Here is a 272-nt window from a genome sequence, read left to right on the forward strand (position 1 = left end):
GGCCGAGACTGATCCATTCGATGTCCGCCGCGCCCATAAAGGCGTTATCGTCGCTACCGGAATCGGTCTGGTTCCATTTCATGGCGTACAGGGTACCCGCACTCAGGTCTTCTGCTTCGTCGGCAATGTACATAAACAAACCGCCACCGGTTGACTGGTCGTCGGTCAGATACATGGTTTTGCGATCCGGCATGACATAAGGCACTTCCAGTGACACACGGGCCACGGAGTAGTGTTTGACGATGTCGGTCCGCACATCGGTTCCTTCAACG

The 272-nt window shown here is 55.5% G+C and carries 1 pseudogene; it reads right to left on the reverse strand.

From position 1 onward, the window contains the following. A pseudogene (locus tag Q4563_RS19935) lies at positions 1-256 on the reverse strand (hypothetical protein); the annotation flags it as partial. Positions 257-272 lie beyond the last annotated feature (16 nt).

This window comes from Gilvimarinus sp. 1_MG-2023 (genome assembly GCF_030548285.1).